Here is a 25037-nt window from a genome sequence, read left to right as displayed (position 1 = left end):
TTTTTTTGCCCATGGACCATATTGGACGCTTCTGATTTTCCCCTATGGCTGCGAAGATGCCGAAAGGATTTTTGCAACTCAGGTCAAATATGAGAAGGAGCTCTCTTGGTAAGATCAAAAGCGAAAGGAGGGAACCTGCCATGTACGAATGGAACGAAATGGTACAGCTCATGATCGATTGGGTCGACGATAACCTGACGAGCACCCCTTCGCTTTTGAACATGTCGATGCAGTTGGGCTATTCGCCTTATTACTGCACCAAACAATTCCACGCGCTAACTGGCATGACGCTAAGGGATTATGTCTGGACGCGCAGGATCAGCCGGGCCGCTCTGGAGCTCCGCGACACCGATGCCCGCGTTCTGGATATTGCGGTGAAGTATGGGTTTTCGTCCCAAGAGGCGTTTACCCGAGCGTTCGTCAAAGCCTTTCAAGTGACGCCTCACGCTTACCGCAAAGCCCCACGGCCCATACCGCTCGCCATTCGTGCAGAGGTATTCTCCCCTTATCACTATTTGATCAAGGAGCGAGGAAACATGAGAAACATTCACCTGCAGCAAGCGGAGATTAAAATCGAAAGGATTCCGGCTCATAAATTCATCGGTATTTGGGATGGTTCGGTGCAGTATTACGGGGAGTTTTGGGATAATGGCCACGATTGTGACGACATTTGCGGCACGCTGACGAGCATGTCCAACCTGACCCTGCCCGGTCAGATCAGCCAGACCGCCGGGTGGTTTTACGACAATGGGAAAAAAGGGTATCTCTACGGCATTCCCGTTGCCGCGGATTACACGGGAGAGATTCCCGCTGGAATGAAGTGCCGGGACATCCCGGAGTCGGACTATCTGGTTTTCTTTCATCCGCCCTTCGATTATTTGAAGGATAATGGCGCCGTCATGGAGGTTGTCGAACAAACCGCCTGGACCTTTGATCCCGAATCGATCGGATACGTTTGGAATGAAGATCCGCCGTTCCAGGATTACCAACGGCATTATCCGGAGGGGTATGGTTATGCGGTGCTGCGACCCGTGAAAAAACCTCTCATTTTGGCAGACACCGGCAAATAAGGTGTGATATGATTCATAGAGCGATGCATTCCTGTTTTTGGCATGCATCGGAATCATTCGCATAAAGGGAGTTGCCCGATGAAGAAAATGTCTGCTCTTATATTCTTCCTTTTCCTTATTACCGCCGTGTCCACGCCCATCTCCGCCGCAGCCGCTGGTACCACAGCCGCGCCAGCCGCACCGAAAGCGAGCCTCAACAACACGCCGGTTAAAGACGCTTCCCTCCTGTCAGAAGCTGGAGGACGAACCTATCTTTCCGTGCCCTATTTCACATCTTTCTATGGCATTGCCTACAAATGGGATGACAAAACCAAGAAGCTGACTGTAGATGGAAAAGCCGTTTCCGAAGCATACGGCAAGCCCGTTGTGTTGAAAGGCATCCTGCGCGCGCCCCTGCGGGCTCTCATAGAAGCCTATGGCGGTTCCCGCGCCGAAATCGGCTTCGATGCCGCCAGCAAGACGACCAATGCCGTCATTTTGCCGGATAACGTCGTGCGGTTAACCGCCTCTGAAGCGAAAATCGGCGAGCGCTGGGCCAGCCCTATCGATGCCCCGAACAATCTGGTCTACGGGGTGTCTAACGGGAAATTGATCTTCGTGGAATACAGCGTGGACGGAAAAGTTGAGACAGCCAAAAAACTCTCGGAACTGCCCGTCATCTCCGTGCCCATTCCCGCAGTCGTCAACCATACGGAAATCGATTGGAAGCCTAACGGCCATGCAGGCAACTCCGCGGCCCATACCGATGTGCGGCTCGTTTTCGTCAGCCGTGCGGAACAAGACAAAATCCCTGCCGCTCCAGCCGCCAAAACGTTGGTTGCTCTTGGCGATTCCATCGCCTTCGGCTATAACCTCCAGACGGATAGCCGCATTCTAGCTCCCAACTCCTTTCCGTTCATCGCAGGGAACACTATCAAATACCAAACGGTCAACCTGGGCGTGTCCGGCATGACCTCGGAGGGCTTACTCACCAACCTGGCTGCCGACTCCATCCGCCGCAGCCTGGCACAAGCCGATACGATCACCTTAACCATCGGCAGCAACGATATTATGGGGCTGGCCCGCAGCCTCGGCCTGCTCAGCGCCAGCAACCTGAGCCCCGTGTTCACGCAGGAGGATCAAACAAAGTTCGACGCGGCCAGCGACCAGCTCAAGATTAACTTGGGCAAAATCATCGACACCCTGAAAACCGTCGCGCCAAAATCCCGCATCGTCGTCTTCAATCTTTACGACCCGGTGCCGAGTCTCTACACCGATCTGTTTAAAATGGCCGATCCCCTCATCCTCAAGCAAAACACCGTCGTCACCAAGGTGGCGAAGGATAAAAAGGTGCAGGTCTTCGACGCCTATTCCGTCATTAACGGCAAGCAGCGGGAGTTGATGATCCGCCAGGACGTCCACCCCAATGCAAAAGGCCATGAAGCACTGGGCAAAGCGTTGGCTGACGTGCTATCGAAACCTTGGCAGCCGTAACTCGCTTAAAACATGAAAAGCGGCGTCCCCCGAACTCCGGTGGGACGCCGCTTTTTGTTAACGTTACAGAATGTTTAAGTTTGCTAAAGTGCTCAAGCACTAAAACATTCTGTACCAAGAAAACCTACCTCTGAAACGCGGTCGCTCATCTTTGTAAAGCCTCGATAGAGGTTTTCTTATATTTCTGTTTATACTTCCTTCAACAAAACGAGCGCGCTTTGGAAGTCGCCGTAGCCCTTGGGCTCGGGCAGCCCCAGTTCCATCAGCTCGTCGCCACCGTACACCTCGCCGCTGTCCGCCAGCTTATAATCCTTGTTCGGATCAAGACCGGCCAAACGCAAACGGAACTGTCCGGGGTACGGCTCGCCCAGCACGCGGAAGAAGAACAGCGCCGCTTCCGTTTTATCCTCCGAAACGATGATCCATGCCGTCTTGTTCCCTTCGAAAGGACTCAGCAGCCGGTACTGGTCGCCGAACTGCACCAAATGGCGGATTTCCTTGTACTGCGCCACCTGAGCTTTGACGAGCGCCTTTTCCTCCTCGGTGAATACCGTTAAATCCAGCTCGTACCCAAAATTGCCCGCCATCGCCACGTTAGCCCGGGTCTCTAAAGAAGTAACCCGGCCGACTTGATGGTTCGGCACCGCCGATACATGGGCGCCCATCGTGCTGACAGGATAGACGATGCTGGTTCCATATTGGATTTTCAGCCGTTCCACCGCGTCACTGTCGTCGCTTGTCCATGTTTGCGGCATGTAATACAGCATACCTGGATCGAAGCGGCCGCCGCCGCCGGAGCAGCTTTCGAACAGCACCTTCGGGAACGCCGAGGTGATGCGTTCCAGCACTTCGTACAGCCCCAGCATGTAGCGATGAGCTGTTTCCCGCTGGCGTTCCGCCGGCAGGAGGGCGGAGCCGATCTCTGACATGTTCCGGTTCATATCCCATTTCACGTAGGTGATCGGCGCGCTGGCCAAAATGTCGCTGACGGTTTTCACGATATAATCCCGCACATCTTGACGGGAGTAATCCAGCACCAGTTGCTGGCGAGCTTCGCTGCGGCGACGACCCGGCACATGCAGGCACCAGTCGGGATGCGCGCGGTACAGCTCGCTGTCCGGCGATATCATTTCCGGCTCAAACCAAAGTCCGAAACCGAGACCGAGACGGTTCACCCGGGCGACCAAATCCTCCAGCCCTTCGGGCAGCTTTTTCCGGTCGACGAACCAGTCGCCCAAGGAGGAGTTGTCGCTGTCCCGATGACCGAACCAACCGTCGTCCAATACGAACAGCTCGATGCCCAGCTCCGTGCCGACCTTGGCGATGGCTTCGATTTTATCGGCAGTGAAGTTGAAATAAGTAGCTTCCCAGTTGTTGATCAGCACCGGACGCTCTTTATCCCGGTAAGTGCCACGGCAAAGGCGGGTGCGATACAGCTTGTGGTACGTGCGGGACATGCCGCCCAACCCTTCCGGCGAATACACCAGCACCGCTTCCGGAGTCTGGAACGATTCGCCCGGATTCAGCAGCCAGGTGAAGTCAAAAGGATTGATGCCGATGGAGACTCTGGCCGTAAACATCTGATCCACTTCCGCCTGGGCGGTAAAGCTGCCGCTGTACACGAGGCTGAAGCCGTACACGTCGCCGTGAGTCTCCCCCGCCCCTTGGGATAAGAGGGCGATGAACGGGTTTTGCATATGGCTGCTGGAGCCGCGGCGGCTTTCCACGCCCTGCATGCCGGGGCGCAAAGGCCGCTTCTGGATGTGCCGTTCCCTGGCCCAAGAGCCGGACAAGTGCAGCAGATCATACTGGGCATGAGGCATATCCACGCTGGCGCTAAGCGCCCGCAGCAGCCTCAGGCTCTCTTTGCCGTTGTTGATCAAGCGGACGGAGCGGGTAATAGCATCAAACCGCTCAAATACTGTATAGGAGAGAACAGCTTCCAAGCCGGTGAGCTTGTCCTCCACGACGATTTCCAACGTTTCGGCTTCGCTATCCTCTTCCACATAGGTAGCAGGGAGAGCTTCCAATTGCGGCTTCCCCTTCAAGATGCGGTGCTCGCGATAAACAAACTCGGACACCGTCGATCCGTTCTCCAATTGCACTTGATAAGCGGGATTGCGGAAATCCCCGGCGCCAAAGGCCGGATACTCCTGGGGCAAAATGTCCAAGGACACGTCAGGCGTGGCATTCGGTGAAAATGAAACGAAGTAGTCGCGTTTTTGCAGCGTGTGGGCGTAGTGACCCGGACGCAGCTTGCGACCCCAGTACAGGTGGGCGAGATAGCCTTGCTCCGTAATCTGGAGGAGATAGCTTGTATTTTGGGCAGTGAGGTGAAAGATTTGGCCTTCAGCATCATAGCGGATTCCCATTTTTCGATTCTCCTTTGATGAAAAGATTTCGAACCTATTGTAACAAGGGAAACCCGGGAAACGTGATCAAATTCCTAACTCATTGACCGATTCCATGTCAAAAATCATCACCTTATCTACTAAAAAACTACCGAAAATGACCGAGAACTACCGAGAACTACCGAGCAACTTACTGCTGAATATCCGAATTTCCCGCCCCATTCTCCCTGCTGTAGCTCCATTTCTGCAGCTCGCCGGAGCCGCGGTATTCAACCGGCGTCAGGCCGGTGTATTTTTTGAACAACTGGTGGAAGTACTGGCGGCTCGCCACCCCGACATAGCCGGAAATGTCCGACACCGGGATATCCGTCTGCCGCAGCAAGATCTTCGCCTTTTCCATGCGCAATTCCGTCAGCTGCTCGGTTATCGTTTTCCCCGTTTGCGCCTTAAAAATGCGCTGCAAATAGCCGGGATGCACACTCACTGCGGCGGCGACTTCCTTTACCCTAATGTCGTCCCGGTCATAGTTTTGGCGCAAAAACTCCAGGCTGCGCTTGACGTACAGTTCAGCAAGAGGCATGCCTCCCTCGCTCGCCTCCGCTTTCAACCGCGCGACCCTAAGCAGCAATTGACCGAACAGCAGTTGAACCAGCATACCGCTGTCCGTTCCCGTTCCGTCCAGCTCCAGCACGAGGCTTTTCAGCACATGGTACACCTCGTCCGGGTCTCGCAGCACCGAATAAGTAAAAGGCACGGCCAGCAGATCGGTAAACGCCCTCTCCCGGATAAGATCCTTGATGGCCGGGATAGCGCCGGGTCGCCGCTCAAAGCCGAACTCCACGTTCAGCATCCGGCAAGGGATATCCTCTTCCATGGCAATCCGGTGGGAGACGTTTGCGTCCAGCAGGATAAACTCGCCCTTTTTTAAATGGAGACTGTCCAAGTCTTTGCCGGATTCGATATCGATGCGGCAGACGCCGCTGATCATGTACATGATCTCCGTTGATTCGTGATGGTGGAAAGACATCGCCTGCTCGTTCACTTGTTTGAAGTAATACGCATGAACCCGGGGTTGAACCTCCCCCTCAAGAAGTCCGTCCTGAAAAAGACTGCCGCGCAAACCGTACACCCCCTTTAGCCGAACCTTCCTTCTAGAGCAAAGTATACAGGAAGCCTGTTAGGGAAGCCATCTGTCCAGCCATCCATCCGGACGGAAAGCCCCGCCGACCGCGTTGTCCATGCGCGAGGATATCTTTTCAAATTGTTGGAATAACAAACAAACTGGATGCCTGCGAAAAAACTTGAAAATAATTATGAAAACAGGGTTGATTCTGCTCACCGGAAGGAGTAGAATGAACTTCGTTACGAATTGACCAATTTAGTCATTTGGTCAGTCGGTCAAAAATACCGTTCAAAAAGGAGGCGAGAACACTGGCAGTGGTAGACAGGAAGCAGCAGGTCCTGGAGGCGGCGGAACGGTCTTTCCGCATTTTCGGCTACAAGGCGACCACGATGGAGAAGGTTGCTAAAGATGCCAATGTGGGCAAGGGCACGATCTACACGTTTTTTGCCGACAAGGAAGAGTTGTTCCACGCTATTATGGAACAGTTTGTCCTCGAGATGAAAAAAGCGGCGGACAACGCCATCGACCACGACCGGCCGTTCTTCGAAAATCTGCACCGTGTGCTCCTGGCTATGCTGGAATTTCGCCAATCCCACGAGCTTACGATCCAGCTTCATTACGAGGTGAAGGTACTGGGAACGCCTATGGCCATGGAGGCGCTGGACCGGGTGGAAAAAGCCATCTGCTCCTACGCGGCGAGACAGCTGGAAGCGGCTTTGGAAAAAGGCCAAATCCGCCCTTGCGATCCGGCGGCAGCGGCGTTTGTGTTGCTGAAGCTGTATGTGACGATTGTTTTCGATTGGGAGCAAAAAAACGGAAAGAGGCTGACCGCGGACCAAATTTGGGATCTGATTCAGTTGTTCGTGATCGACGGCTTGGCAGCCGACGGAGCCAAACGGTAATAGAAGCTTTATCCGCGAGACCGATCCGCCCCACAGTGGACGGTCGATAGAGACAAAACGCGCATGAAGCGCGAAATGGGAAAGGATTGGGGATTAATAAAGATGAAGAAAACATCGGGAGCTTTTTGGCAGGAAATCAGAGCGATTCTGAAAAACAAGAAGACGCTCATTTCCGTCACAGCGGTAGCGCTGGTCCCACTGCTGTACTGCTCACTGTTTTTGTGGGCGTTTTGGGACCCGTATGAAAAGATGGACGTCCTGCCGGTAGCCGTAGTCAATCAGGATCAAGGCGCGACGCTGAATGGCAAAGAACTGCACGTCGGCGATGAACTGGTGAATAAGCTGAAGGAAGGCAATAATTTTGATTGGCAGTTTGTTTCGGAGGAAGAAGCCACTCAAGGGCTTGCCGACACCAAATACTACATGGCCCTCAAAATTCCAGCCGACTTCTCGGCCAAAGTCGCATCGGTAACCAGCGACAAGCCGACAACGGCGCAAATCGAATACATTCCGAACCAAAGCTACAACTTCCTCGCCGCGCAAATCGGATCAACGGCGATCGAGAAGATCAAAAGCCAATTGACCGCAAGTGTAACGGAAGCTTATACAAAAACGATGCTGGGCAGCGTCCAGCAACTGGCCAGCGGCATCGGTCAAGCCGGCGACGGCGCAGGAAAGCTGGCCGACGGCGCGAAGCAAGTGCAAAGCGGCATTCAGCTGGTGGATACCAACGTCGCCAAGCTGGCTGACGGAGCTGGTCAACTGTCCAGCGGCTTGACCCAAGCCGACGGCAGCACCGGCAAGCTGACGGCAGGCGCTCAAGATCTGCTTAACGGCATCAAAACTCTTGACGGCGGTGCCGGCAAGCTTTCGCAAGGCGCTAAGCCACTGGCGGAAGGCGCCACTAATTTGGCCAGCGGTGCCGGCGATCTGAAGACCGGTCTCGCGCAGTTGAACCAAGGCGCCGGCCAACTGGCAGGCGGTTTGACCCAACTGAAGCAAGGCGGCGATCAGCTGGCCACAGGCGCAGGCCAAGTAGCCGGCGGCACGGAGCAGCTCAAGGAAGGGCTGACGGCCTCCGCCGACAGCCTGGAGAAACTGAGCGCCGGCAGCCAAGGCATGGCCACCGGGCTGGCCCAATACGCCGCCGCTCATCCGGAACTGGCCCAAGACGCCAGCTTCGCCAAGCTGCTGGAAACGAGTAAATCCGTTTCCCAAGGACTCACGGCGGTTACCGAAGGCCAGAAGAAACTGGCGGCGGGAGCCGGACAGGCGGCCAGTGGAGCCAGCCAGCTGCAGCAAGGCTTGACACAGCTGAGCGGCAAGTTGGGCGAAGCTAGCGTTGGCGGAACGAACCTGGTCAGCGGCAGCGCCAAGCTGCAAGCCGGCGCGGACCAACTGGCCGGCGGCGCGCAGAAATTGGCAGCAGGCGCAGGCGCCCTCGCGGGTGGAGCCGACCAACTGGCCGGCGGCACGGGCAAGCTGGTCAGCGGAGCTGAGCAGTTGGCAGGCGGCACGCAGCTGTTAGCGGACGGTACCCACAAGCTGGCTACCGGCGCGCAGCAAGTTGCTAACGGCACCACCCAATTGGCCGACGGCACCAAACAGTTGTCAGACGGCGCTGGGCAAGTAGCCAACGGCAGCAGCGAGCTGGCCGGCAAGCTGCAAGCCGCCAAAACCGAAACGACAAGCGTCAACACCGGGGACGACGTTGCCAAGATGTTCGCCTCCCCGATTAAGATTCATGAAGAGGACTTCACCCGCGTTCCGAACTACGGTACCGGCTTTGCTCCGTACTTCATGTCCCTGGCCCTGTTTGTCGGGTCGCTGATTCTGACCATCGTCTTCCCGGTGAAGCAACCCGCCGGGCAGCCTCGTTCGGGCATCAGCTGGTTCCTGAGCAAATTCGGCGTCATGGTCATCGTCGGGGTCGTGCAGGCACTGGCCGTAGACGTGGTCCTGCTGAGCGGACTCGGACTCGAGGTGCAGAGCGTACCACGTTTCATCCTCTTGACTATTTTCACCAGCTTGACCTTCATGGCACTTATTCAATTCCTGGTCACCGCTATGGCGGACGTCGGCCGTTTCGTCGCCATCGTGCTGCTGATTCTGCAGTTGACCACTTCGGCTGGCACCTTCCCGTTGGAGCTCTTGCCGAACTGGATGCAAGACATCCACGCCTTCCTGCCGATGAGCTACTCTGTCTTTGCCTTCAAGGCAGTCATCTCCAGCGGTGACTATTCGGCCATGTGGTATAACGCCGGCATGCTGCTGGTGTTCCTGGCGATCTTCGCCGTATTCACGATCATCTACTTGACGGTACAATCCCGTTTAGGGAAAAAGAACGACAGCAACCCCATGCAAGCAACGGTTTGATCGCAACCTCGCAACAAACCGCAAAAATGAATATCGTCTGATACGGTAACGAAAAAACAAGGGCAGCGGATAACGCTAGCCCTTGTTTTTTCGTTTATTCGGATAATTTTCCCACCCGGCGGACATGTTAACATCTAAGAGCTGTTTTTCATCGACTATGAGAAACAGCTCAGATTTATAGAAGAAGGGAAACCGGATGAACACCAACGCCAACGCCGATCTTCTTGTCGGAATTCAGAATTCGATGAAGGGCAACTCGGATGTCACCTACCAGCCGCTGCGCTTGTTTGACACCTCATGCATGCTGATCTACATCGAATCCATTGTGGACACTCAGCTGCTTCATGTACAAATTGCCTCCCCTCTGTTAAACGAAGAGCGCAGGGGAAAAGACTTTGCCGAGTTTGAGCACAGGCTAGGCAACGGGACGATCTTTTCCCTACCTTTTAAGCAATTGCATGATTCAGTCAAAGCCACTGAAGCGCTTGTGGAGGGTTCTGCGATTCTTTACATCGAATCTATGCCCGTCTTATATTCCTTTACCATACCCAGCTACAAAAAGCGCTCGGTTACCGCATCGGAAAATGAGTTGGTGGTCATCGGCCCCCAAGAAGCCTTCATCGAGGATATCAAAACCAATCTGTCTTTGCTGCGCCACAAGATCAAGCAAGCAGACTTCAAAACCAAAAGCTACACCATCGGAAATTATACGAAAACCACGGTCTGTCTCGTCTATATCGAAGGACTCAGCAAACCGAACATCATTGAAGAAATGGACCAGTATTTCACCAATTTAAAGGTCGATGGCATTTTAGGCGTCAGCTCCCTTGCCGAACACACGAAAGAAGGCCGAAAATCACCATTTCCCCAATATCAATACACCGAACGGCCGGATTCGGTAGCGGCTTCCTTGTTGGAAGGGCGCATTGGCATATTGCAGGACGGAACGCCCTCGGCTCTCCTGCTTCCCGTTTCTTTGTTTTCCTTGCTGCAATCCTCCGAAGATTACTATCAAAGTTTTTTTGCAGCCAGTTGGGTCCGCATGGTCCGGTTTCTATTCTCTGCCGTCTCTCTGTTTCTTCCTTCCCTGTATGTGGCGATTACCACGTTCCAGCCGGAAATCATCCCTAGCGATTTGTTGCTGGCCATAGAAGGCGCGCGGGAGAGAATCCCGTTCACCACTTTAACCGAAGCGATGATCATGGAACTGACCTTCGAGGCATTACGGGAAGCGGGAACCCGCATTCCCAAGCCAATCGGCCAGACGATCTCCATCATCGGAGCGATTGTCATCGGACAGGCGGCCGTGCAGGCTGGCATCGTCTCTACGCCCGTAGTCATCGTCGTTTCCATTACCGGCATCTCATCCTATATCGTCCCTCACCTGGAGCTCGGGCTTACTTTCCGGCTGCTCCGATTCCCGCTGCTCATCGCTGGCGGTTATATGGGACTTTTAGGCGTTTTCATCTTTGCCTTTCTCATATACGGTCATTTGGCGAGCCTGAAGTCATTCAATACGCCTTATCTTTATCCGGTGGCGCCACTTGTGCTAAAGGATTGGAAGGATGTCTTTTTACGGGTACCCTCGTCGATGATGAAACAACGGCCCGCCGCCTATGCCGCGGCGAACAAAAAAAGGCAGGCTGGAGAATGAAGGTGCCAAAGCTCGTTCTGTCGGTCTTATTGATATTCGTCTTAGCTGGCTGCGGCTCGCGCGTCGAGATCAACCAACGCGCCTTTGCGTACTCCATGTACGTCGATAAGGGAAAAAAGGATCCGGTGGAACTCACCGTCGCCTTTACGCTTTCCAATCGTCTTAGCTCGAGCCAGCAATCATCTGGTGGAGGGGGAGGGGGAAGTGGAGGCGGGGGTGGGGTGGGGGCGGCGGAGGGCCCTATACTCTTATTACAAAATCCGGCTCCTCCCTTCCAGAAGCCCTTTATTCCATGCAAAAGGATTTGACGCGGCGGGTTAATCTGAGCCATATCCGAGTAGTCGTTGTCGGTCGGGAGTATGCGGAGTCCGGCATCGACGAGCTGCTGGAATGGATAAAGATCGCTCCTCCCTTCCACTTGGACATCATCCTTTTGGCCGCCCCAGGCAAAGCAAAAGAGATTGGGAAGTTGACGCCTTTATTCGAACAACTTCCGTCCGAGGTCCTCACCCGGTTTTTTACGCAGTACAGCATGCTTCGAACCGATGCCAGAAGGAGCCTGATGACGGATTTGTCCGGAGAAGGTTTCGCGCTCCCCTATCTCTCTATAACCGACAAACCCGGATTCTTTCAGGGAAAAACAAAAACAACCGAGAGGTGGGTCGGGATTCAGGGAGCCGCCCTGTTCCAAGACAAAAAACTTCGCTCAACCCTTCCGTTGAAGGAAGCACGCGCTTTGACCTGGGCTCTGGAACAATTGAAGGTTCCGGTATACACGGTCACTTGGAATGAAGGTAAAAATAGAGCCAGCGTACGGCTAACGAAAGTACGCTCGAAAAGAAGTGCGCGGATAACGAAAGAAGGCCCCGAATTTACCGTCAAGTTGATCGGCCGGGCCGATATTCTCGCCCTGCATACGGAGAAGCATCAAGACAGCTTGGAAACCAATAAACAAATTGAAGCCGGGTTGGATAAACAAGTGGGCAACGATTTGCGGAAAGCCCTTGCCGCAACGAAAAAGGCGGGGGTGGATGTGCTGCGGCTCGGCAGTTTACTGGATTGGAGCTATCCGCGCCTGTGGAGCGAGCTGGGTCCCCAGTGGAAAGATTATTATCGGAGCAATGCCAAAATTGATGTCATGACGGATATCAAAATTCAAAATATCGGTGATGAGCTGGTCGAGGTGGAGACCAATTAACGCTGATGCGCCTGCTGATGAACAGGGAGACCCGAGGAGAAGGATTATGCTTGCTTTGATTTTTTCGGCATTTGTGCTTCTGGAGTGGAAACGCCTAAAGAAACAACCGGCCCGCATGAAGTGGAAATGGGGTGGGATATGGGCATTCTTTACGCTGTGGAACCTGATGGCCGTGTTTGTTCCATGGTGGCCGAACCCGAACGGCATCATTGTCAAGCTATTCGGGTGGGTCGATTAATGGCAGAAGGAATGGCATAGGAGGAGACCTCATTGTTCAAAATGCCCTGGCAGCTCAGCCGCTTTGCGTTTATCTACTTGACCTCCCAGCCGCTTACTTATCTGATTGGCCCGCTCCTAAAAAGCTCGGGCTATAGCGGCTGGCTTGCTATCCTGCTCGGTTTTGTCTGGAGCATGGTGCTGTTATGGTGTTCTGTACGGCTGGGAATGAAGCATCCGGATACGCCATGGGTCCAGTTTGGAGAAACCATTATTAGCCGGTGGGCCCACACCGCCATTCTGATCGTCCTGTCCTTTTGGTGTTTAGCCTTTTCGTCGTTGGATATCGAGGGTTTCACGCTTTATTTCGGGTCGAATTATATGCGCGAAACTCCCAGTTGGCTCGTCCAACTAGCCGTTGGCCTTGTCATCTTCCTGACGGCCCGTTGGGGTTTCAGCACCCTTGTCTACATTGCAGACGGCTTGTTCATCCTTTTCGTGATCGGGCTTATCCTCACCATGACTCTTTTTGCGGGAAGTGCCGATCCTCACATGCTGCCCGCGCTGATCACCCATCACGATTTGGGTACGGCCTTTCGAGATTCGATCGTTGTCACCTCATTTCTCGCCGAATGGGTCGTCTTTCTCTTCATTGCCCCGGACATCCGCTTTGAAAAGGGAGTCGTACGCAACCTGTTCGTCTCGAGCATTTTAATTTTACTCGCACTCCTCGGACAATGGACGATGACCTTGCTCAATTTTGGACCTAAACTCGGAGGTGATCTGCAATATCCGCTGCTGGATATGATCCGCAGCTCATCATTCACCGGACTCTTGGGAAACGCAGACCCTCTGCTTATGGGATTATGGGCTGCCTCCATTTTTATGCACAGCTCGTTTCTGATCTACGTCGCCTCCCGCTGCCTCGGTCAAATCTTCCGCCTGCCTGCTATTGAACCGCTCTTCCCGCTGCTGGCCGGCAGCGTCACGATTGATGCCTTCCAATATTCACGCAATCCAACCCGGTATCAAAGAGATTACAACTCCTTGGCGCTGAACGTTTTCTGGGTGATGGTAGAGTGTATCCCGCTGATCTATTTGCTGGTCTCGACTTTCCGAAAAAGCTCCGGACAACAGGGTCAAACCAGTGGGAAAAGTCAAACAAGCGGGAAGAGTCAACCCAGTGGGTGAGGGCTGGAAAGTATTTCAAATTGCGTGTTCTCTTGAAATTCCGAGTAAAACACTATATTATATCAGAAATAAAGAACATCTTAAGGTTATATCTAAATCATGGAGGGGAATCACATGTCTAAAAGATTTTCGAGTGTACTGATCCTTGCTGTGCTAGTGCTCGTTCTTGGCGCTTGCTCCGGCAAAACCAACAATGAAGGCAGTGCGGCTCCGTCCGCATCGGCTGGAACATCGGCTGAACCAAATGCCGGAACCATTAAAGACGGCGGAAATCTCATCATCGGCGTAGGAGCCGATCCCGAGAGCTTGAATCCGATCTATGCAGGCGACCGCGTCAGCTTGACCATCGACCAAGCGCTGTTCGCGCCGCTTTTTCAAGTAAATAACGGCAAAAAGACCTATTACCTGGCGGAAAGCCTTACACCCTCCGCAGACAATCTAACCTATACCCTGAAGCTTAAAAGCGGATTGACTTGGCATGACGGCCAGCCGCTAACGGCTGACGATGTCGTGTTCACCTTCAACACGATTCTGGACGAGAAGCAAAACAGCTTCTTCCGCTCCAACCTTCTGTTCGGCGGAAAACCGGTTGAAGCCGTCAAAGTAGACGATGTGACGGTAGACTTCAAGCTGCCGCAGGTGAATCCAGCATTCGAAGCGACCCTTGTGCAGTTGACGCCGATTCCGAAGCATATTTTCGAGAATGTAGCGAACATCGACAAGAGCGACAAGAATTTGAACGGCGTCATCGGTTCAGGCGCCTTTAAGTTCAAAGATTACAAACCCGGCGAATACGTCACCCTCGAACGCTTCGACAATTATGTCGGCGGCAAAGCGCATCTGGATACGATTACCTACCGCATCGCGAAAGATACGAACGCAGCGAATCTGGCACTGCAGAACGGCGAGCTGAATGTGAACTATATTAATCCGCAGGATGTCGCTACCATCGAGGCAACCGGAAACTTCGACATCAAGCCTTACAACGAAGGCCGCCTGGCGTACCTGCTGTTCAATGAAAACAGCGATACCGGCGCGCTGGCAAAGAAAGAGGTCCGTCAAGCGATCTCCTATGCGCTTAGCCGCGATGAACTGATCCAGACCGTGTACAGCTCCAGCGAGTACGCAGACCCGGCTAAATCCTTCGTTACTCCGGATGGTCTGTTCTGGACCAATGACGTTACGTCCTACGACAACGATGCTGCCAAAGCGAAGGAATTGCTGGCTGCAGCCGGCGAGAGCAACTTGAAGCTGCGCTTCATCGTTTCCAGCGGCAATAAGGTTCAAGAAGCGTCGGCGATCTATGTCCAACAGAAGCTGAAAGCTGTCGGCATCACCGTTGAACTGCAATCGATCGATGCATCCGCTTATGGACAAAAGTTCGGCGACTTGTCCGCGAAAGATTATGAATTGGCCTATGCGGGTTATATTATGGGATACGATCCCGATGCCTACCGTATTCTGTATCAATCGAACGGGGACGCCAACTATTCCCGCTACAAGAATCCGACCGTCGACCAATTGTTCGAAAAAGGTGCGGGCGAAGCGGACGCAACGAAGCGCGGCGAAGCCTACAAACAACTGCAAGAAACCATCGCGAGCGACGCCGTCATTTATCCTGTCGCCTACACAAAGACAGTCGTTGCCATCGATAAGCGCTTCGGCGGGATCGATGAAGCGGTGCTGAAGCCTGTCGTCATTTTCGAAGATCCGTCCAAGCTGTATTTGAAATAAACCGTATACCATGACAAGACACAGCTCACCAAGGATAAACGGCTTACGCCGTCTTTAAAGGACAGGCGACGTTTACCGTAGCGTAATCAGGCTAAGGATATGGCCGACATATACTTACTGATGAAGGTAAAAAAGCTGGAATTTCCAGCTTTTTTGCTTTTAATAGCTGAGGAGATAACAATATGAGACAACTCATTGTCAAACGTCTATTGCAGACGCTGCCGCTATTGTTCTTCGTCTCCATTGCCTGCTTCGCGCTGATCAAGATGGCGCCCGGAGACCCGGTGCTCTCTTTTGTGACGCCGAATATGCATGCGGAAGACATTGAACGGGTGCGGCATAATCTCGGGTTGGACAGACCGGCGTACGTTCAATACTTCATCTGGCTGAAGGAAATGTTCCGGGGAAACTTCGGATATTCTCTTCGCAGCCATCAGCCGGTCGCCACCCTTATTCTCGATCGGTTGCCGGCAACGGCGGGCTTGATGGGCGCAGCCCTCGCTCTTGGCGTGCTGCTCGCAATCCCGCTGGGTCTGATTTCAGGCGCGTTCCGCAATCGGTGGCCCGATAAACTGATCAGCCTAGTTGCCTATATCGGGATTTCCGTGCCGCTCTTCTGGCTGGCCATTTTGCTGATCTACCAGTTCTCGATTTACTTGCACTGGCTTCCAAGCATGGGCATGCGCTCCATCGGCGTCAATTCCGCGTCAGATGTGATCAAGCACGGCATCATGCCTTGTTCGGTGCTTGCCTTCGGTTTCTTATCTACCTATGTCCGCTATATCCGTTCCAGCACAATCGGTCAATTAAGAGAAGATTACGTGCAAATCCAATACGCCTTCGGCGCTACCCGATGGCAAGTGCTGTTCCGGCACGTCTTGAAGCATGTATTATTACCGATCATCACGCTGCTGGGTTTATCGATGGCAGATTTGGTCGCGGGCGCCATCGTAACGGAGACGGTGTTCTCCTGGCCCGGTATCGGCTCCCTGGGCATGACGGCTGTCAAAGGAATGGATTATCCGGTCATTATGGGCATTACGCTATTCTCCGCATTGTTCCTGATTATTGGAAATCTGCTTGCGGACTTGTTATACGGATTTGCCGATCCGCGAATTAAAACGATGAGGTGAACCCATGAAACGGACAAAAGGACGAATCCTAATACGCGAGATCGTCTCAAACCCAATGGGGATCCTCTCGCTTGCTATTCTTGTCGTGCTTATCGTTGCATCCATACTGGCGTTCTTGTCTTCGTATGACCCGAATGCGCTGGACGTGACCCAGCGTCTGCATGCCCCCAGCGGCAGCCACTGGTTCGGAACGGACGATTACGGACGCGATTATTTTACCCGGGCGCTATACGGCGGCCGCGTGTCGCTCCTGGTTGGCTTCGCGTCGATGATTCTCGCCACGGTTATCGGCGTTGGCGTCGGCATCGTGAGCGGTTATTTCGGCGGCTGGATCGATAACCTGCTCATGCGTTTATTGGAAATCATCTTATCGATCCCGTCCTTTCTCGTGATTTTGCTGCTTAGCGTCATGCTCAAGCCGAATCTTGCCAGCATCGTGCTGATTATCGGGTCGCTGATGTGGATGCATATGGCACGGATTATCCGCGCCGAGACCCTTGCCATTCGCGAACGGGAATATGTGCTCTATGCCAAATCTTCGGGGCAGAGCAACTTCGGGATTATCGTGCGGCACATTATTCCGGGTTTGGTTCCGGTTATCGTCGTCGGCGCGACGAACAATGTCGCCTCGGCCATTATGATGGAGTCCTCCCTCAGTTTCCTCGGCTTCGGGGTACAGCCGCCGAATGCGACATGGGGGAGCATGCTGAACGGCGCCCAGGGCTTCGTGACGCAAGCACCTTATATGGCGCTTTTCCCCGGCGCGCTTATTCTGCTGACGGTGCTCAGCTTCAATGTTCTGGGCGATCTGCTTCGCGTGGGGCTGGAGCCGAAGCTGGGCAAGAGATGACGGCCGTTCCGATGTAGCTGAAAGGAGTTGGACCAGATGACAAACAGACTGCTTGAGGTGGATAACCTGCAAGTGTCTTTCCATACACGCGATGGCGAAAATAAAGCGGTACGAGGCGTAAGCCTGCATATCGACTACGAAGAGACGGTGGGCATCGTCGGCGAGTCCGGCAGCGGCAAAAGCGTAACCGCCAAAGCGATCATGGCCTTGATTCAGCCTCCCGGCGAAATAACCGGTGGCGATATCCGCTTCGCAGGAGAAAGCGTGATCGGTCTACCCGAGAGCAAATGGCGGAAAATCCGCGGAAACCGGATGGCCATGGTCTTCCAGGACCCGATGACCTCGCTTAATCCGGTGAAACGGATCGGCCAGCAGATGACGGAAGTCATCCGGCGCCATCGCGGGCTTGGCCGGACGGAAGCATTGAAAGAGGCCATCGAGATGCTGCGACAGGTGGGTATCCCCGAGCCGGAGAAGCGCGTGCGGCAATATCCCCACGAATTCAGCGGTGGGATGCGGCAGCGCGTCATGATCGCAATGGCGCTGTCGTGCCGGCCGGAGCTGCTGATCGCCGACGAACCGACCACCGCCCTGGACGTGACCATTCAAGCGCAAATTCTTGATCTGTTAAAAGAATTGAAGGCGAAGACGAATGCATCCATCGCGCTGATCACTCACGATTTGGGTGTGGTGGCACAAGTGTGCTCCCGGGTCATCGTCATGTACGGCGGAATGGTCATGGAGGAAGGCACGGTGGACGATATTTTCTACCGTTCCAAGCATCCTTACACCCAAGGGCTGCTTCACTCGATTCCGCAGCGCGAAGGCAAAGGGCGCACGCGCCTGGTGCCCATCGAAGGGTCGCCGCCCGATCTGCTTGATCCGCCCCAGGGCTGCCCGTTCCGCGATCGATGCCCCCATGCCATGACGAAGTGCGCGGAACTGCCGCCGCATTTTACCATCGGCGAGGGACATCGGTCGATGTGTTGGTTAAACGACGAGACGGTTCAAGCACAGATTCGAAACGGTTCCCTTAAGGAAGGAGGCGCAGCAAGTGACGGTGAAGCCTTATCCTGAGCCATTAGTAGATGTCCGCGGCCTGAAGAAGCATTTCGTCAAGAACCGCGACGTTTGGGGAAGAGCAACGGACGTGCTTAAGGCGGTGGACGGCGTCAGCTTCGAGATTCGCCGGGGCGAGACCTTCGGGCTCGTCGGAGAATCGGGAAGCGGCAAATCGACGGTAGGGCGCTGCCTTTTGCGACTGTACGATTATTCGGACGGAGAAGTTCGTTTCGACGGACAAGAGTTGTCGAAGCTCGGAGAGAAGCGGTTGAAACCTTTTCGGAGACGGATCCAATCGATCTTCCAGGATCCGTATTCGTCGCTCAATCCGAGCATGAACGTGCTGGAACTGATCGGCGAGCCGATGAATATTCACGGGTTGTACCGTAACGGCGAAGAGCGCAAGGAAGTCATCTCCACGCTGCTGGAGAAGGTGGGACTAAAGCGCGAGCACCTGTACCGTTATCCCCATGAGTTCAGCGGCGGACAGCGCCAGCGCATCTCGATTGCCCGTGCCTTGTCGGTGCGGCCGGAGTTCGTTGTCTGCGACGAGCCAATCTCGGCGCTGGACGTGTCCGTTCAGGCGCAGGTCGTCAATATGCTGGAGGATTTGCAGGATGAGTTCGGGCTCACGTATTTGTTCATCGCCCACGACCTGTCGATGGTGCGCCATATTTCCGACCGGATCGGCGTGATGTATCGCGGACGCCTGGTCGAGCTGGCCGACAGCGATGAACTATATGAGAACCCGCTCCATCCGTATACGCAGGCTCTTCTGTCCGCAATCCCCGTGCCGGACCCGCATGCGGAAAGCAAGCGGATTATTTATCAACCCCATGACTGGGATGCGGAATCGGCAGTATTAGTAGAGGTAAGCAAGGGACATTTCGTTGCCAAGGCATAAACGATTGCCCATGGATAACGGCAAGCAAGCTTGAAGGAGGGGAACAACCATGACGCAGCAAACAACGGTTAAAGTATCCCAGCAGATCGCCTTGCTGATCGAATCGCTGCGGGGCCTGGGATGGTCCGAGGATGAGCTGGCCGAACTGGCGAAGAGGAAGAACGGTCTCCCGAAGGACAACAGCGTCTTTGAGTTCGATTACGAAGAACTGGCGGTGTTCGCGGCTGGGGAGCCGGAGATCTACGAATCGGCGGTGCGCAAAGGCTATCAGATCAAGTTTAATACGCTGGGCGGCCTTCGCAGTTGGCTATACGTGGCCTTCGGCATGGAGCCGCATATCGACCGGCGTCCCGGGCTGGAAGGGGTAACGGCGATCTTGACGAATGCTCAGCTGGAAAGGCTGGAGACGGCGCTATCCTTCGGCTGGCGCATCGAGAAAATCGGCGAATCCCTGGATGAAGGCAAAGCAACGTACCGGTTGGAACCGATTCAGCGATAAGTGGGTTGAAACGTTCACGGCACGAGCGTACGGCATTCATTTTCCAGCAAGCAGGCATTGCCCCCTATTTTTGAGGCAATGCCTGCTTTTCTGCTGAAAGGGCCTTTTTACGGTTTGATCGAGTGTAGAGCCGTCATCATCGCATGAGCCTTTTCCGGGTCGTTTTTCAACGCCATCCTGTATTCCAGCATCCAGTTGAGCGTTTCAAGCATTTGATCATATTCCGCCTTCTTGCCTTCGATCTCCTTTATCTTTTGGCAAATCCATTCGATCACTTGCTCGTTGGTTTGCGTATTTGCATCATGCTCCTGCAAAATCCCCTTCAGTTCAGCCAGCGAACAACCTATACCCTGAAACTTCTTGATGAGCTTCAGCCGTTCGAACGCTTCGTCTGAATAGGTACGATAGTTGTTCTCCTCTCTCCGGACATGCCGGCTGTCCAACAAGCCTTCTTTTTCATAAAAACGAATCGTGTGAGGGGTTAATCCCGCCTTATCCGCTAGCTCCTGAATTTTCATGTAAATTTCTCCTTAAACAGACTATCCTTAGAGTTCACTTTATAGTTTATACTCCAATTGTTCCATCATCAACCGTTAAGGAGGATTTCATCATGCGTGTTTTCGTAACAGGAGCAACAGGCTACGTCGGTTCCGCCGTCGTTCGCGAGCTTATCAAGGCCGGCCATCAAGTCGTAGGTCTTACCCGTACGGACCAGGGAGCCGCAATGCTGCAGGAAGCCGGAGCAGAGGCATATCGCGGGACAATGGACGATCTCGAAGGCCTTCGCCGCTGCGCCGAATCAGCCGACGGTATCATTCATCTAGCGTTTACGTCCGACTTCTCGAAATTTCCCGAAGCGCTGAAGACCGATGTGCGAGCCATCGAGACAATGGGTGCCGCACTCGAGGGCTCGGGCAAGCCGCTTGTGATCACAGCTCACGTCAACGGGGAGGCCTCGAACAACGCGGCCGTCGCCCTGGCGGAGCGCGGGGTGCGATCAGCGGTCGTGTCGCTTTCTCCCACTGTACACGGCGAAGGTGATAAAGCCTTCGTGCCGATGATGATCGATGTCGCCCGTTCGAAGGGAGTCTCCGCCTATGTCGGTGACGGAACCAATCGTTGGCCGGCCGTACACCGGCTGGATGCCGCGCGGCTCTACCGCCTCGCGTTGGAAAAGGCGCCCGCCGGTTCGCTTTTATACGGCCGCGCCGAAGAAGGGGTGCCTATCCGCGACATCGCCGGCGTCATCGGCAAGCACTTGAACGTTCCGCTGGTCAGCCTTTCACAAGATGAGGCAGTCGCCCACTTCGGCTTTCTCGGCACTCTTGCAGGGGTGGACATTCCGAGCGTCATGCCGGGATCGGGTGTGCAAACTCAGGAGTTGCTAGGATGGCTGCCAATGTACCCCAGGTTAATCGAAGATCTTGAACTAGGCCACTATTTCATAAAATGAGAACCTCTATGCAATAAAACAGCGGCAGTTAAGGACCGGTTCCGGTCCTAATCTGCCGCTGTTTCCATAATTCTAGCCGTTACGACGCTTCCTCCGGAGGAGTCAGCACAATGGTGCCCTCCACCAGCTCCACTTTCACTTTGTTGGTATTCTTGATGCCGATGGCTTTCAAATAATCGGCAGGCACCTGCAGCCGGCCGGCTTTGTCCAGGATGGCGTATTCGACGTGGGTCTCTTCGTCCGCTCCATCCCCGGTCACACCGCCCTGCTCCAACTCAGCCAATTCCTCCGAGTAAGAGCGTTTGCGAAGCATTTCCGAGGAGATTTTGCCGTCGCGGATGGCGACCACCCGATCGACCTTCTTGGCGAGCAGCGGGTCGTGGGTGACGATGACCACGGTGATGCCCATGTTTCGGTTCAATTCCCGGAATAAGTCGAGAATTTGATCGGACATGCGGGAATCAAGCGACCCTGTCGGTTCGTCCGCCAGGAGCAGCTTCGGATGGTTAGCCAAGGCGATAGCGATGGCCACCCGTTGCTGTTCCCCGCCGGAGAGCTGATGCAGCCGGTTGTGCATCCGCTCCTTCAGCCCCACCGCCTCCAAGAGCTGGATCGCCCGCTCCCTTCTGCGGCGACCCTTCAGCAAAATGGGCAGCTCCACGTTTTGCATCGCCGTCAAATAAGGGATCAGGTTGCGGGCGTTGTTTTGCCAGACGAAACCAACGCTTTCCCGCTTGTACCGGACCAGGTCCTTCTCCGACATCTTCAGCATATTGCGCCCGTCCACCGTCAGCGTTCCCGCCGTCGGCCGGTCCAGGCCGCCCAACATGTTCAGCAGCGTCGATTTGCCGCTGCCGCTGTTGCCGATGATGGCCATCAACTCGCCGTCCTCGACATGAAGGTCCAACCCCTGCAGAGCGAATACTTCCAGATCGGCAGCTTTGTAGATTTTCACCAAGCCTTCGCAGTGTATCATCGGTTAGTCCTCCCCTAGCTTCAGCGCTTGATGAATTTTCAACCGGGACAGCATGTAACCGATAATGATCAAGCCCACGGCCAACATCACCCCGACAACGGTATACAAGCGGACAAAGTCGACGGAAGCGAAGATCACCCGGAAAGGCGGCACCAGGCTGCCGGGATTAAACGCCATCTGAAAATTCGGCACGTACAACCGGCCCGTGACGTTTCCGACCACCACGCCGATGCCGATGGCCACGCCGGAGGTGAGTAATTGCTCCAGCGCCAGCATGCTGATCAGTTGCCGCAAGGACAAGCCGATCGCCCGCAGGATACCATTTTGCAGCGTTCTTCCCCGGAGCGACAAAATCCAATAGAGCAGAAAGCCGGTGAAGGTTACGGTCATGGATAACAGGAACCCCAGCGTGAGGATACCGTTTACTGCCAGCAAGAACGGGTCATTTTTCGCATTGACTAGACTATCCCGCGTATTCACGACGCCATTGATGTTCACAGCAGATTTCTCAATTCCGTCGTAAAGCGCCGCGATAGAAGCTCCCGGCTTCAATTTCAGCCAAACTTGATACGGCTCCAGCCCCAATTGGAACTGAATGCGGGACAAATGGCCGACGATGAGCATAGGCGCACTGATGGTCGTTCCTGCAGTTACCCCCCTGGGATTGGGGTTGAACGTTGGGAAATAATCGATAATGCCGAAAACGATAAACGGCTGCTCATTCACGCCTTCCCAGCCGACATAGATGGAATCGCCGACCTTTACCTTCATTTGATCCGCCAATGTTTTGGAAACCAGCACACCCCGGGAATCCGACGCCAAAACGTTCAAATATTCATTAAACGGGTGCGCCAGCAGCCCATCCGGGAACCAGGAAGTTCGCCCGAAATCATCGGTATCGATGCCGACCAAGGAGGCGGAGCCATTCTTCTGGTTGGCGGTAAAGGTCGCCTCCCTTTTGATAAACACCTTCGCCGCTTGCTCGACTCCCGGCAGCTTGGTATAGGGGTAAAAAGCGGGCTCCAGGTAGTGCAGCGGCTTCGACAAGCTGGAAGAAGGCTGGCTGGCCGCTGAAGGAGCCCCCGGCCCAGTCGGCGTAGGGGCGTCGTTGACCCAAACGGGCTGTATCACGATGTCCGCACCGTTGCCGTAGCGAATCCGCTCCTCAATGTTGCTGTTGATGGTCCGGGCCGCCCCGGCGCTGAACACGCCTACGGCAATGGTGAGCACCATGAATATCATCAGAAACTGGTACTGGCTACTGGAGCGGCCCACTTGAATCAGCGTGGAATAGGCTGCAGGGGACCACCAGCGGCGGCCCAGCCAGTATATGAACCGCAGCACGTACGGATAAAGCCTGAGCAAAAACAATCCGGCCCCCAGGATGAACAGGGCAGGAACGATGAATTGCAGCGGGTCCAGCTTCAGATCGTCCACGCCGAGAGCGAGATTTTTCATATCCTTCAACCGGCTGCGGAAGGTAATCAACCCGTAAATGGATACGCCCAAGGCGAGAACGTCCAGAAACGCCTTGTGCCAAAGAGGCCGCTTCGACGAACGGGCCATCTCCTGCTTGCGCCCGACGATGGACACCCGGGTTGCCAGCAGGACGGGAATCATCGTCATGACAAAAGCGACGGCGGCGGCGACGGCTCCGTAAAGATACGCTTTGCCCGTCAAATGCAGCGGCAGCTTCGCCCGTTGAACAAAGACGAGGAAGCCGCTGGACGCACCCAGCATATCCGTCAGGAACAAGCCGAGGGGCGGCCCTAAAGCCAGGGCGGCTCCCCCCAAAATCAATCCCTCCCCGGCGAAAGATGTGATCACTTGCCAGCGGGAGGCCCCGCGGCTGCGGAGGACGGCGATCTCATTCTTTTGCCGCTCTACGATGAGATTCGATACCATGAACATGTAAAAGCCCAGCATGATCAGTACCGGCACGTTCAGCGCCCACATCAGCTTGCGCAGCTGCTTTTCCCGGTCAAAATAACGGGAGATCGTGTCCAGCGCCGGCATGTCGTAGGAAGCATAAATGCTGCTGACTTTGCTGTTTACCGTTTTACGAACAAGTTTGTCAGCGGCAAGAAATTGGTGGACATTGTTCAGTTCGATTTTGGAATAATCCAGAACGGTATACCATGAGCTCCCCTGCAGATCGACTTTGTTTTTATCCAGAATCTCCGTCTGGAACAAGTTTTCGTCGACGACTAAAAAATTGGCAAAATCGCTGAGCGGCGCATTATAAAAGTAGGGATCGTTATCCGTCTTCTTTTCAAAGACGCCGACAGGTTTTACTTTGATCGTCTCTGTTATTCTCTTGTCCTTGAGATAGAACACATTCCCCAATACCATCTTGTACTTCCGCAGCGTCTGATCGGTTACCAGCGCCTCGTAAACCCCATCCACTGGCTTGTCGGAAGGCAGCCTGCCGTCGGTCAATTTGATATGGTCATAGATCCCGCTATAGGAGCGCAAGGCGGTATACGGATAATCGGCTTTTTTCGGGTCGAACTGTTCCGGTACCAAACGGGCTGACTGGGTCCTTCGATCAGTAACGTATTCGATCACCGGAAGGCCGAAATCCTTATGCTCCCTTTCCATAAAACGATCCAGGTCGTACATCGCCTTTTTCCGGGAATCGTTCGTTGATTGCATGTAGTTCACCAGCGAATAATGGATGCCGGGGCGGATGCCTCTGTCGGTTTGCAGCTTCTCCAGATCCTTAACCAGCATTCGCGACAGAACGCCCTCGGTATAGATCGGCATCGTGCTCACCAGCGCCACCGTCATCAGCATTCCAAAGAACAGGCTCCCGGCTAACCACTTGTTTTGTGCCATTTTTCGGATCAACATGAGAAATAAGGCCACTCGA

At 54.4% G+C, this 25037-nt stretch carries 20 protein-coding genes; 15 read left to right on the top strand and 5 right to left on the bottom strand.

The features are described 5' to 3' along the window. Positions 1–140 precede the first annotated feature (140 nt). Both TJ79_RS20630 and TJ79_RS20625 read left to right on the top strand, forming a co-directional pair. Positions 141–1070 (top strand): AraC family transcriptional regulator, encoded by a 930-nt coding sequence (locus TJ79_RS20630; RefSeq protein ID WP_040952234.1) that lies wholly within the window; start codon positions 141–143, stop codon positions 1068–1070. Between the two features lie 126 nt (positions 1071–1196). Beyond that, a complete protein-coding gene (locus TJ79_RS20625; protein WP_238323087.1) occupies positions 1197–2543 on the top strand; it encodes a GDSL-type esterase/lipase family protein in 1347 nt (448 codons plus the stop codon). A 188-nt stretch (positions 2544–2731) separates the two neighbouring features. Here the strand turns inward: TJ79_RS20625 and TJ79_RS20620 are convergent, their stop codons facing one another. Further along, positions 2732–4915: an alpha-galactosidase gene (locus TJ79_RS20620; RefSeq protein ID WP_040952232.1), complete on the bottom strand. Its 2184-nt coding sequence runs from the start codon at positions 4913–4915 to the stop codon at positions 2732–2734. Positions 4916–5084: 169 nt separating this feature from the next. After that, entirely contained in the window at positions 5085–6014 is a 930-nt protein-coding gene (locus TJ79_RS20615; protein WP_040952231.1) for an AraC family transcriptional regulator, read from the bottom strand. Between the two features lie 317 nt (positions 6015–6331). On the opposite strand from TJ79_RS20615, the gene TJ79_RS20610 reads away from it, so the two are divergent. The 12 genes from TJ79_RS20610 (at position 6332) to TJ79_RS20555 (ending at position 19736) form a co-directional block, all read left to right on the top strand. After that, the gene (locus TJ79_RS20610; RefSeq protein WP_040952230.1) at positions 6332–6919 is read left to right on the top strand and encodes a TetR/AcrR family transcriptional regulator; all 588 of its coding nucleotides are present in this window, start codon (positions 6332–6334) and stop codon (positions 6917–6919) included. A gap of 102 nt (positions 6920–7021) precedes the next feature. Then, positions 7022–9295, top strand: coding sequence for a YhgE/Pip domain-containing protein (locus TJ79_RS20605; protein WP_040952284.1), 2274 nt, complete (start codon positions 7022–7024; stop codon positions 9293–9295). A gap of 196 nt (positions 9296–9491) precedes the next feature. Next, on the top strand, positions 9492–10949 hold the full coding sequence (locus TJ79_RS20600; protein WP_040952229.1) for a spore germination protein: 1458 nt from the start codon (positions 9492–9494) through the stop codon (positions 10947–10949). Between the two features lie 178 nt (positions 10950–11127). Further along, positions 11128–12147 carry a Ger(x)C family spore germination protein gene (locus TJ79_RS20595; RefSeq protein ID WP_474995156.1) on the top strand — a complete coding sequence of 340 codons (1020 nt, stop codon included), beginning with the start codon at positions 11128–11130 and terminating at the stop codon, positions 12145–12147. Between the two features lie 46 nt (positions 12148–12193). Further along, entirely contained in the window at positions 12194–12385 is a 192-nt protein-coding gene (locus tag TJ79_RS20590; protein WP_040952228.1) for a hypothetical protein, read from the top strand. A 41-nt stretch (positions 12386–12426) separates the two neighbouring features. Continuing rightward, entirely contained in the window at positions 12427–13554 is a 1128-nt protein-coding gene (locus tag TJ79_RS20585) for a GerAB/ArcD/ProY family transporter (RefSeq protein ID WP_238323094.1), read from the top strand. 114 nt (positions 13555–13668) lie between these two features. Further along, positions 13669–15288, top strand: a complete 1620-nt coding sequence (locus tag TJ79_RS20580; protein ID WP_040952227.1) for an ABC transporter substrate-binding protein — start codon at positions 13669–13671, stop codon at positions 15286–15288. Positions 15289–15470: 182 nt separating this feature from the next. After that, positions 15471–16421, top strand: coding sequence for an ABC transporter permease (locus TJ79_RS20575; RefSeq protein WP_040952226.1), 951 nt, complete (start codon positions 15471–15473; stop codon positions 16419–16421). A gap of 4 nt (positions 16422–16425) precedes the next feature. After that, positions 16426–17271, top strand: a complete 846-nt coding sequence (locus TJ79_RS20570) for an ABC transporter permease (RefSeq protein WP_040952225.1) — start codon at positions 16426–16428, stop codon at positions 17269–17271. Positions 17272–17307: 36 nt separating this feature from the next. Continuing rightward, the gene (locus tag TJ79_RS20565) at positions 17308–18348 is read left to right on the top strand and encodes an ABC transporter ATP-binding protein (RefSeq protein ID WP_040952224.1); all 1041 of its coding nucleotides are present in this window, start codon (positions 17308–17310) and stop codon (positions 18346–18348) included. Further along, entirely contained in the window at positions 18326–19237 is a 912-nt protein-coding gene (locus TJ79_RS20560) for an ABC transporter ATP-binding protein (protein WP_040952223.1), read from the top strand. Before TJ79_RS20565 ends, TJ79_RS20560 begins: the two co-directional genes overlap by 23 nt. Positions 19238–19286: 49 nt before the next feature. Beyond that, entirely contained in the window at positions 19287–19736 is a 450-nt protein-coding gene (locus TJ79_RS20555; protein WP_040952222.1) for a hypothetical protein, read from the top strand. 107 nt (positions 19737–19843) lie between these two features. Here TJ79_RS20555 and TJ79_RS20550 read toward each other — a convergent pair whose 3' ends face one another. Then, the gene (locus TJ79_RS20550; RefSeq protein ID WP_040952221.1) at positions 19844–20254 is read right to left on the bottom strand and encodes a MerR family transcriptional regulator; all 411 of its coding nucleotides are present in this window, start codon (positions 20252–20254) and stop codon (positions 19844–19846) included. Positions 20255–20346: 92 nt separating this feature from the next. Between TJ79_RS20550 and TJ79_RS20545 the strand changes: the two genes are divergently transcribed. Then, positions 20347–21189, top strand: coding sequence for an SDR family oxidoreductase (locus TJ79_RS20545; RefSeq protein WP_040952220.1), 843 nt, complete (start codon positions 20347–20349; stop codon positions 21187–21189). Between the two features lie 79 nt (positions 21190–21268). Here the strand turns inward: TJ79_RS20545 and TJ79_RS20540 are convergent, their stop codons facing one another. After that, a complete protein-coding gene (locus tag TJ79_RS20540) occupies positions 21269–22165 on the bottom strand; it encodes an ABC transporter ATP-binding protein (RefSeq protein WP_040952219.1) in 897 nt (298 codons plus the stop codon). Positions 22166–22168: 3 nt separating this feature from the next. Then, positions 22169–25033, bottom strand: coding sequence for an ABC transporter permease (locus tag TJ79_RS20535; protein WP_040952218.1), 2865 nt, complete (start codon positions 25031–25033; stop codon positions 22169–22171). Positions 25034–25037: the final 4 nt, after the last annotated feature.

It is taken from the genome of Gorillibacterium massiliense (assembly GCF_000455485.1).
Taxonomy (GTDB): domain Bacteria; phylum Bacillota; class Bacilli; order Paenibacillales; family NBRC-103111; genus Gorillibacterium; species Gorillibacterium massiliense.
Note: the sequence above shows the minus strand (reverse complement) of the source record. Positions and strands in the feature narration are given on the sequence as shown.

Coding starts and splice junctions, on each gene's coding strand:
- TJ79_RS20630 (WP_040952234.1), top strand. CDS start 141: ATGTACGAATGGAACGAAATGGTACAGCTCATGATCGATTGGGTCGAC.
- TJ79_RS20620 (WP_040952232.1), bottom strand. CDS start 4,915: ATGGGAATCCGCTATGATGCTGAAGGCCAAATCTTTCACCTCACTGCC.
- TJ79_RS20605 (WP_040952284.1), top strand. CDS start 7,022: ATGAAGAAAACATCGGGAGCTTTTTGGCAGGAAATCAGAGCGATTCTG.
- TJ79_RS20600 (WP_040952229.1), top strand. CDS start 9,492: ATGAACACCAACGCCAACGCCGATCTTCTTGTCGGAATTCAGAATTCG.
- TJ79_RS20590 (WP_040952228.1), top strand. CDS start 12,194: ATGCTTGCTTTGATTTTTTCGGCATTTGTGCTTCTGGAGTGGAAACGC.
- TJ79_RS20585 (WP_238323094.1), top strand. CDS start 12,427: ATGCCCTGGCAGCTCAGCCGCTTTGCGTTTATCTACTTGACCTCCCAG.
- TJ79_RS20580 (WP_040952227.1), top strand. CDS start 13,669: ATGTCTAAAAGATTTTCGAGTGTACTGATCCTTGCTGTGCTAGTGCTC.
- TJ79_RS20575 (WP_040952226.1), top strand. CDS start 15,471: ATGAGACAACTCATTGTCAAACGTCTATTGCAGACGCTGCCGCTATTG.
- TJ79_RS20570 (WP_040952225.1), top strand. CDS start 16,426: ATGAAACGGACAAAAGGACGAATCCTAATACGCGAGATCGTCTCAAAC.
- TJ79_RS20565 (WP_040952224.1), top strand. CDS start 17,308: ATGACAAACAGACTGCTTGAGGTGGATAACCTGCAAGTGTCTTTCCAT.
- TJ79_RS20555 (WP_040952222.1), top strand. CDS start 19,287: ATGACGCAGCAAACAACGGTTAAAGTATCCCAGCAGATCGCCTTGCTG.
- TJ79_RS20550 (WP_040952221.1), bottom strand. CDS start 20,254: ATGAAAATTCAGGAGCTAGCGGATAAGGCGGGATTAACCCCTCACACG.
- TJ79_RS20545 (WP_040952220.1), top strand. CDS start 20,347: ATGCGTGTTTTCGTAACAGGAGCAACAGGCTACGTCGGTTCCGCCGTC.
- TJ79_RS20540 (WP_040952219.1), bottom strand. CDS start 22,165: ATGATACACTGCGAAGGCTTGGTGAAAATCTACAAAGCTGCCGATCTG.